This is a genomic window from Tepidimonas sp. (genome assembly GCF_036825565.1).
Taxonomy (GTDB): Bacteria; Pseudomonadota; Gammaproteobacteria; order Burkholderiales; family Burkholderiaceae_C; genus Tepidimonas.
The window spans coordinates 25611-34497 of sequence record NZ_DAISXZ010000014.1; the positions used below are offsets into that span (position 1 = coordinate 25611).

Here is an 8887-nt window from a genome sequence, read left to right on the forward strand (position 1 = left end):
AGCTTGCATGACGGCAGGCTGACAATCGCAAACGACGCATCGGGCGGGAGGACAGCGGCGTCGCGCGAATGCAACGCACGAACGCAACGTACACGCCGTTCAGGCCGTGCCCCCCACCGTCAGGCCGTCCAGCCGCAGCGTGGGCTGGCCCACGCCCACCGGCACGCTCTGGCCTTCCTTGCCGCAGGTGCCCACCCCGCTGTCCAGCGCGAGATCATTGCCGATCATCACCACGCGCTTGAGCGCCTCCGGCCCGTTTCCGATGATCGTTGCGCCCTTGACCGGGTAGACGGGCCGGCCGTTTTCCACCCACCAAGCGCTGCTGGCCGAAAACACGAACTTGCCACTGGTGATGTCCACCTGCCCGCCGCCGAAGTTGGTGGCGTACAGGCCGCGGCGCACGCTGGCCAGAATCTCCTGCGGATCGCGGTCACCGGCCAGCATGTAGGTGTTGGTCATGCGCGGCATCGGCAGGTGCGCGTAGCTCTCGCGCCGGCCGTTGCCAGTGGGCGTCACCCCCATCAGCCGGGCGTTGAGCCGATCCTGGATGTAGCCGCGCAGAATGCCGTCTTCGATCAGCACATTGCGCTGGCTGGCACAGCCCTCGTCATCCACATTGAGCGATCCGCGCCGGCCCTCGATCGTGCCGTCGTCCAGCACCGTCACGCCCTTGGCCGCCACACGCTCGCCGATGCGGCCGGCAAACGCGCTGGAGCCTTTGCGGTTGAAGTCGCCCTCCAGCCCGTGGCCCACGGCCTCGTGCAGCAGCACGCCGGGCCAGCCAGGACCCAGCACGACCGTCATCTCGCCCGCCGGGGCGGGACGAGACTCCAGATTGGTCAGCGCGGCCTGCACGGCCTCGTCCACGTAGCGTGTCAGCACGCCCCCGTCGAAGTGGTCCAGCCCAAACCGCCCGCCCCCGCCGGAGGAGCCGACCTCGCGCCGGTCGCCCTGCTGCGCAATCACCGTCAGCGACAACCGCACCAGCGGGCGCACGTCGGCAGCCAGCACGCCGTCGGCGCGCGCCACCAACACCACGTCGTATTCCGCCGCCAGCCCGGCCATCACCTGCACGACGCGCGGATCGCGCGCGCGCGCCATGCGCTCGACTCTTTCCAACAGCGCCACCTTGGCCGCGCTGTCCAGCGTGCCGATGGGGTCGTGCGCGGCGTACAGTTGGCGCGAGGGCGCCACCGCTGCGCGCGGGCGACGGCGGCCAACGTGGGTGGTCTGGTCGCCCCCCTGGCGGCCAATGGCGCGCACGCTCTCTGCCGCCTCGCGCAGCGCAGCCCAGGACAAATCGTCGGAATAGGCGAACGCCGTCTTGTCGCCGCTGACTGCCCGCACGCCCACGCCTTGGTCGATGCTGAAGCTGCCAGTCTTGACGATGCCCTCTTCCAGGCTCCAGCCCTCGCTGCGGGTGTACTGGAAGTACAGATCGGCATCGTCGACGCCGGGTGCCAGGATGGCCGACAAGGCGCGGCGCAGATGGCCCTCGTCCAGGCCGTATGGCTCGAGCAGCAGGGAGCGCGCCGTGGCCAGGCGCTGCAAGGTGGGTTCGACGGCAATCATGCGGAGATTGTAGGCAGCCCGACCAAACCCACAACGGCGGCTCAGGCCGGCACCAGCCGCTTGTAACGCCCGACGGAGAGGATCATGCCCAGGCTGGCGCCAAGCGACACCATCGCCGTGCCGCCGTAGCTCAGGAAAGGCAGCGGCACGCCCACCACCGGCAGGATGCCGCCGACCATGCCCATGTTGACGAAGGCATAGACGAACTGCACCAGAATCAGCGCCCCGGCCAGCAGGCGGCCAAACAGGGTGGAGGCCTCGGCGGCCAGCATCAGGCCACGCGCCACGAAATAGGTGTAGGCCGCCAGCAAACCCAGCACGCCCAGAAAGCCGAACTCCTCGGAAAACGCCGCAAAAATGAAGTCCGTGCTGCGCTCGGGCACAAAGTCCAGGTGCGTCTGGGTGCCCTCCATGAAGCCCTTGCCCCACATCCCCCCCGAGCCGATGGCGATCATGCCCTGCAGAATATGAAAGCCCTTGCCCAGCGGATCCTTGGTGGGGTCGAGCAAGGTGCACACGCGCTGGCGCTGGTACTCGTGCAGCACCACCCAGTCCACGCCCGGCGCGCACCACTGCGGCTCCATCACGATGAGCGTGACCACGCCCACCGCCCCCAGTACCAGGGGCGGCACGATCAACTTCCAGCTCAGGCCGGCAAAAAAAATCACGAACAGGCCTGAGGCCAGCACCAGCAGGGCGGTACCCAGATCGGGCTGTTTCAGGATCAGCCCCACGGGCACGGCCAACAGGGCCCCCGCGACCAGAAATTCCCGTTTGCCCAGCCGCCCCTCGCGGCGCTGAAACCACCACGCCAGCATCAGCGGCATGGCGATCTTCATCAGCTCGCTGGGCTGGATGGCGATGACGCCCAGATCCAGCCACCGCTGCGCGCCTTTGCGCGTCAAGCCGAACAGTTCCACGGCGATCAGCAGGACGACCCCTGCCACATAGGCCGGCACGGCCAGCGCCTGCAGCCGCTGGGCCGGAATCTGCGACACCACCAGCATGACGCCCGCGGCGATCAACAGGTTGCGCAGATGGTCCAGATAGCGCCCCGGAATGTCGTACGCCACGGAGTACATGACCACCTGCCCGATCGCGGCCAGCAGCGCCACCGCGAGCAGAAACTGCCCGTCGAAGCCACGCACCAGCGGGGCAATGCGGCTGAGCACAGGGGGTTTTTCGATGACAACGGCCATGGACGCTGGATTATCCTGCGCGCCATGGACGCCGCCTCCTCGCCCTCGGCCTCGCCGGCCCTGCCGCCCGCCACACACGTGCTGTACCTGCACGGCTTTCGCTCCAGTCCACGCTCGTACAAGGCGCAGCGGCTGGCGGCGCACCTGGCCGCGCACTGCCCGCAGGTGCACTGGGCCTGCCCGCAACTGCCGGCCAGCCCGGCCGCCGCCTGGGCCCAGATCGAGGCCGCCGTGGCCGGCTGGCCGGCGCACACCGCCGCCGTGGTCGGCTCCTCGCTCGGGGGCTTTTACGCCACGCGGCTGGCGGCACACCGGGGTTGGCGCGCCGTGCTGATCAACCCCGCCGTCGATCCGGCGCGGGATCTTGCCCGCCACATCGGCGAGCACCCGGCGTGGCACGACCCGGCCGAGCGCATCTTCTTCCGCCCGGAGTACGTCGACGAACTGCGCCAGCTCGCCACCGGCGCGCTGCCGCACCCGCAGCGCGTGCTGCTGATCGCCGCCACCGGCGACGAGGTGCTCGACTGGCGTGAGATGGTGGCGCGCTACCCCGGCAGCCGGCACCACATCGTGCCCGGCAGCGACCATGCGCTGAGCGACTTCGACGCCCACCTGCCGGTGCTGCTGGCGCATCTGGGGCTAGACTGAAACATGGCCAAGGACCGCACGCTCTACCTCTGCCGCGCCTGCGGTGGCAGCACGCCGCGCTGGCACGGGCGCTGCCCGCACTGCGGGGCGTGGAACGCCCTCGAAGAGACCATCCCGGCGCCCGAGCCGGCCGCTGGGGCGCGCGGCCGCATGAGCGCCCTGCGGCAGGGGCTGGCGGCGCAGGGGACGCTGGCGCGGCTGGCCGACATCGAGGCCGCCGACGTCGCGCGCACGCCCACGGGGCTGACGGAGCTGGACCGGGTGCTGGGCGGCGGAGTGGTGCCGGGGGCGGTGGTGCTGATCGGCGGCGATCCGGGCATCGGCAAGTCCACCCTGCTGCTGCAGGCGCTGGACGCGCTGCAACGCGCCGGGCTGCCGACGCTCTACGTCACCGGCGAGGAAAGCGGCGCGCAGGTGGCGCTGCGCGCGCGCCGGCTGGGTCTGGCGGACAGCCAGGTGCCGGTGCTGGCCGAGATCCGGCTGGAGGCGATCCTGGCCACGCTGCAGCAGCAGCGCCCGGCGGTGGCGGTGATCGACTCGATCCAGACCGTCTATACCGAGCAGCTGACCTCCGCTCCCGGCTCAGTGGCGCAGGTGCGCGAATGCGCCGCGCTGCTGACGCGCGCCGCCAAGGACAGCGGCGCGACGCTCGTGCTGGTCGGCCACGTCACCAAGGACGGGGCACTCGCCGGCCCGCGCGTGTTGGAGCACATGGTGGACACGGTGCTGTATTTCGAGGGTGACGCGCACAGCAGCTTTCGCCTCGTGCGCGCAATCAAGAATCGCTTTGGCGCCGTCAGCGAGCTGGGCGTGTTTGCGATGACCGAACGGGGCTTGAAGGGCGTGGGCAACCCGAGCGCGCTGTTCCTAAGCCAGCACCGCGAGCCGGTGCCAGGCAGCTGCGTGCTGGCGACGCTGGAAGGCACGCGCCCGCTGCTGGTGGAGGTGCAGGCGCTGGTGGACGCCGGCGGCCCCGCGCCGCGGCGCCTGAGCGTCGGGCTGGAGCGCGATCGGCTGGCGATGCTGCTGGCGGTGCTGCACCGCCACGCCGGCATCGCCACCGGCGACCAGGACGTGTTCGTCAACGCGGTGGGCGGCGTGCGCATTGCCGAGCCGGCCGCCGACTTGGCGGTGCTGCTGGCGGTCACCAGCAGCCTGCGCGGGCGCGCGCTGCCGCGCGGCTTCGTCGCCTTCGGCGAGGTGGGCCTGGCCGGCGAGGTGCGCCCGGCGCAGCGCGGGCAAGAGCGGCTTAAGGAAGCCGCCAAGCTCGGCATGGCGGTGGCGGTGGTGCCCAAGGCCAACCAGCCGCGCAAGCCCGACGCGGCGTTCCAGCGCGCCACTGAGGGCCTCACGCTGCACGGCGTCGAACGCGTCGAGGAGGCGCTGGAGGCGGTGCGGGGGTTGGGGTAGGAGCGCACCCGCATCGGCGACGCGCAGGGCAGCCCGCAGCCCAGCGCCCGCTCTGGCACGGCGGCGTGGAGTTGGGCACGTGGCGTCTGGCGCACGATGCTGGGCTGACGCCGACGCGGCGTGCGCGGCGGCTTGGGGCACGCTACACTTGTGGCCCTTGACCTCCAAGTCGGCCGCTATGGTCGGCGTGGGTTCCCTTACCCCACTCACCAAAAAGGATCGTCCATGGTCTTTATCGCCACGGCGCCGTCGTCGCGCCCATCCCATCTCCTACGCCCAGAACAGCTGCCGCGTGTGCTGGCGGTGCTCGCACTGCTGCATGTGCTCGTCATCATCGCGAGCAACGTGCTGGTGCAATGGCCGTTCGAGATCGGCGGCGTGCACACCACCTGGGGCGCGTTCACGTTCCCGCTCGTGTTCGTGCTGACCGACCTGACGGTGCGGTTGCTCGGGCCAGAGGTGGCGCGCCGCGTCGTCGCCCGGGTGATGGTGCCGGCGCTGGCGGCCTCCTACGCCGTGTCGGTGCTGTTCGTCGACGGGCGCTTCGCCGGCTGGGCAGGACTGGCCACGTTCAACGAATTCGTGGCCCGCATTGCGCTGGCCAGCTTTGCCGCCTACGTGGTCGGTCAACTGACCGACATCGCGGTGTTCGCCCGGCTGCGCCGGCTGCGCGCATGGTGGGTGGCACCGGCCGCCTCCACCATCATCGGCAGCCTGATCGACACCTTCGTGTTCTTCGCCGCGGCGTTCTGGCGCAGCCCAGACGCCTTCATGGCCGAGCACTGGGTCGAGATCGCCGCGGTGGACTACGCCACCAAGCTCGCCTTCAGCCTGCTGGCGCTGCTGCCGCTGTACGGCGCAGCGCTGCGCGCGCTGCTGCGCCGGCTGCCCACCGTGCCGCTGGCACAGGCAGCCTAAGGCATGCGGCGGGCCGGCATCCGGTCCGCGCCGGCGGTCGTGTCGTTACACTAGGCGCTACCCCTGCAACCCGCGGCGGGCGCCGGGCGCCCGCCATCTACGCGCGCGAGACCGTCCACCTTGTTCGCCCTGTTCGACGACGCCGGCAAGCTGCACGCCAGCCGCATCCTGTCCGGTACCGACGCCTCGGTCCAGCTCGAGCTCGACTCGGGCCGCCGACTCAAGGTCAAGGCGGCCCACGTGCTGCTGACGTTCGAGCAGCCCGCGCCAGCCGCGCTGCTGGAGCGGGCTGCGGCGCTGGCGGCCGACATCGACCTCGACCTGGCGTGGGAGTTTGCACCGGAGGAGGAGTTCGGCTTCGCGGAACTGGCGGCGCTGTACTTCGACGATCCGCCCAGCGCCGTGCAGCAGGCGGCCACGCTGCTGAAGCTGCACGAGGCGCCGCACTACTTCCGCCGCGCCGGTAAGGGCGGGCGCTTTCGCAAAGCGCCCGCCGACGTGCTGCAGCAGGCGCTGGCCGCCATCGAGCGCAAGAAGGCCGTGCAGGCGCAGATCGACGCCTGGGCCGCCGAGCTGGTGGCCGGCCGCTGCCCCGACGCGGTGCGGGCGCAGCTCTACCGCATTCTGTTTCGCCCGGACAAAAACGCGCCGGAATACAAAGCCGTGGTGCACGCCGCGCGCGAGGCGCACCTGGCGCCGCTGGCGCTGCTACAGCGCGCCGGGGCCATCACCAGCGCCTACCAGTTCCACTGGCAGCGTTTTTTGTTCGAGCACTTCCCGCGCGGCACCGGATTTGCGGAACTGTCGGTGCCGCCGCTGCCCGAGGACCTGCCGCTGGCCGACGGGGTGGCGGCGTTTTCGATCGACGACTCCAGTACGACCGAGATCGACGATGCGCTGAGCGTGCGGGGCCTGGGCAGCGGCATGGTGACGCTGGGCATCCACATCGCCGCGCCAGCGCTGGCCATCGCGCCGGACAGCGCGCTGGACGCCGTGGCGCGCCAGCGCCTGTCCACCGTCTACATGCCGGGGCACAAGATCACCATGCTGCCCGATGCGGTGGTGCAGGCCTACACGCTGCGGGAGGGCGCGCCGCGGCCGGCGGTGTCGCTGTACCTGACGATCGACGAGGGCACGCTCGAGATCCGCGGTGCGACGACGCGGCTGGAGCGCGTGCCGATCGCGCACAACCTGCGCCACGACAGGCTCGACACCGTGGTGACCGCCGCGTGGCTGGAGGATCCTGCGTGCGCGCCCGCGGCACCGCCGGAAGTGGCGGCGCTGCAGCCGCAATTGGCCTTCCTGTGGCGGCTGGCGCAGGCCTGCAAGGCGCGGCGCGAGGCGGTGCGCGGCCGCCCCGAGACCTTCACCCGTCCGGACTACACCTTCAAGCTGGAGGGCGTGACGGGCCCGGAGCCGACCGGCGAGGAAACGGTGGTCATCGGCACGCGCGCGCGCGGTGCGCCGCTGGATCTGATGGTGGCCGAGGCGATGATCCTGGCCAACAGCCACTGGGGCCAGTGGCTGGCGAGCCTGGGCGTGCCCGGCATCTACCGCAGCCAGGCGAGCCTGGCTCCCGGCGTCAAGGTGCGCATGGGCACCAAGGCGCTGCCGCACGCTGGCATCGGCGTGCCGTGCTACGCGTGGAGCACCTCGCCGCTGCGGCGCTACACGGACCTGGTCAACCAGTGGCAGATCGTGGCGTGCGCGCGCCATGGCACTGCCGCCGCGCTGGCCGCCCCGTTCAAGCCCAAGGACACGGCGCTGCTGGCCATCATCAGCGCGTTCGATGCCGCTTACACCGCCTACGGCCAGTTCCAGAGCACGATGGAGCGCTACTGGACGCTGCGCCACCTGCGCCAGCAGGGCATCACCGAGCTGGAGGCAGCCTACCTGAAGGACAACCTGCTGCGCGCCGAGACGCTGCCGCTGGTGCTGGCAGCGCTGGGCACCGATGGGCTGCAGCGCGGTGAGCGCGTGCGTGTGCGGCTGGGCACCGTCGACGAGGTAACGCTGGAGGTGACCGGCACGGTGATCGAGAAACTGGGTACCGTCGAGGCCGTCGCCGAATCCGGGGACACGCTGGAAGGCGAGGCCGAGGAACCGCTGGCCGCGCCGCTGGCGATCGCTATGGCCGTGGACGACGCCGACGACGGCGCTTCACCGGCGGCTCCAGCCGCGTAGCGCAGGCTGGGAGGGAGCCGCCGATGGTCCTGCCCCGCACCCTCGCATCGCTGTCCGCACGCTTTCGCGCCGACCCGCTGCCGTGGGCGCTGGCGGTTTCGGTGGCGGTGCATGCCGCGGTGCTGACGGTGCGCTTCGTGCCGCCGCTGCGGCCGGAGCGGGTGCTGCAGGACACCCCGCTGGAGGTCATCCTGGTCAACGCGCGGGGGGAGCAGGCCCCCGAACGACCCCAGGCCATCGCCCAGGCGAATCTGGCCGGTGGTGGGGGCGCCGACCGAGGGCGGGCCACCTCGCCGCTGCCGCCGGCCATGTTGATGCGCGCCGGCGACGCCCTGGACGATGAGGAGCAGCGTATCGAGGCCATGAAGGAGCGGCAAAGCCGGCTGCTGGCCCAACTGCGCCAGGAGATCGCCCGGCTGAGCGCCCTCCAGCCCGCCGACGCAAGCGACGCCCAGGCGCGCGAGCAGCGCCGTCAGGCCCTGGTGAAGACGCTGGCCGAAATCGAAAAACGCATCAACGAGGAAAACGCCCGCCCGCGCAAGCGCTACATCAGCCCCGCCACGCGCGAGGAAGTCTACGCGCTGTACTATGACGAACTGCGACGGCGCATCGAGGACCGGGGCACGGCGCAGTTTCCGGAACAGGGCGGGCGCAAGTTGTACGGCGAGCTGGCCATGGTCATCACGGTCAACCACGACGGCCGCGTGCTCGACACCGAGGTCGTGCAGAGCTCGGGCATCCCCTACCTGGACAGCCGCGCACAAGCCATCGTGCGCAGCCTGCAGTTCGCGCGCTTCAACCAGGCGATGCGCCAACGCGCCGACCAGATCGTGGTGGTGTCGCGCTTTCGCTTCACGCGCGACGCCGGCCTGCAAACCCAGATGAGCGGCACCCGTTGAGCCCCTCGCCCCACTCGACCGCATTCAGGTACAGCTCCAAGATGCGGCGCTTGTCCA

The 8887-nt window shown here is 70.9% G+C and carries 7 protein-coding genes; 5 read left to right on the plus strand and 2 right to left on the minus strand.

Annotated features, from left to right (window positions below):
* Window positions 1-99: 99 nt before the first annotated feature.
* Both tldD and rodA read right to left on the minus strand, forming a co-directional pair.
* Window positions 100-1572 (minus strand): metalloprotease TldD, encoded by a 1473-nt coding sequence (gene tldD, locus V7026_RS03680; RefSeq protein WP_334153931.1) that lies wholly within the window; start codon window positions 1570-1572, stop codon window positions 100-102.
* 41 nt (window positions 1573-1613) lie between these two features.
* Window positions 1614-2771, minus strand: a complete 1158-nt coding sequence (gene rodA, locus V7026_RS03685) for a rod shape-determining protein RodA (protein WP_334153932.1) — start codon at window positions 2769-2771, stop codon at window positions 1614-1616.
* A gap of 24 nt (window positions 2772-2795) precedes the next feature.
* On the opposite strand from rodA, the gene V7026_RS03690 reads away from it, so the two are divergent.
* The 5 genes from V7026_RS03690 (at window position 2796) to V7026_RS03710 (ending at window position 8830) form a co-directional block, all read left to right on the plus strand.
* Entirely contained in the window at window positions 2796-3419 is a 624-nt protein-coding gene (locus V7026_RS03690; RefSeq protein WP_334153933.1) for a YqiA/YcfP family alpha/beta fold hydrolase, read from the plus strand.
* Between the two features lie 3 nt (window positions 3420-3422).
* Complete coding sequence (gene radA / locus V7026_RS03695) at window positions 3423-4829, plus strand: DNA repair protein RadA (protein WP_334153934.1); 1407 nt, start codon at window positions 3423-3425, stop codon at window positions 4827-4829.
* Between the two features lie 225 nt (window positions 4830-5054).
* Window positions 5055-5747 (plus strand): 7-cyano-7-deazaguanine/7-aminomethyl-7-deazaguanine transporter, encoded by a 693-nt coding sequence (locus V7026_RS03700; protein WP_334153935.1) that lies wholly within the window; start codon window positions 5055-5057, stop codon window positions 5745-5747.
* A gap of 120 nt (window positions 5748-5867) precedes the next feature.
* Window positions 5868-7931, plus strand: coding sequence for a ribonuclease catalytic domain-containing protein (locus V7026_RS03705; RefSeq protein WP_334153936.1), 2064 nt, complete (start codon window positions 5868-5870; stop codon window positions 7929-7931).
* 23 nt (window positions 7932-7954) lie between these two features.
* A complete protein-coding gene (locus V7026_RS03710; protein ID WP_334153937.1) occupies window positions 7955-8830 on the plus strand; it encodes an energy transducer TonB in 876 nt (291 codons plus the stop codon).
* The last annotated feature ends 57 nt before the right edge of the window (window positions 8831-8887 follow it).

Bases quoted from the DNA above. Each gene is read 5' to 3' on its own strand.
- tldD (WP_334153931.1), bottom strand. From the start codon at position 1,572: ATGATTGCCGTCGAACCCACCTTGCAGCGCCTGGCCACGGCGCGCTCC.
- rodA (WP_334153932.1), bottom strand. From the start codon at position 2,771: ATGGCCGTTGTCATCGAAAAACCCCCTGTGCTCAGCCGCATTGCCCCG.
- V7026_RS03690 (WP_334153933.1), top strand. From the start codon at position 2,796: ATGGACGCCGCCTCCTCGCCCTCGGCCTCGCCGGCCCTGCCGCCCGCC.
- radA (WP_334153934.1), top strand. From the start codon at position 3,423: ATGGCCAAGGACCGCACGCTCTACCTCTGCCGCGCCTGCGGTGGCAGC.
- V7026_RS03700 (WP_334153935.1), top strand. From the start codon at position 5,055: ATGGTCTTTATCGCCACGGCGCCGTCGTCGCGCCCATCCCATCTCCTA.
- V7026_RS03710 (WP_334153937.1), top strand. From the start codon at position 7,955: ATGGTCCTGCCCCGCACCCTCGCATCGCTGTCCGCACGCTTTCGCGCC.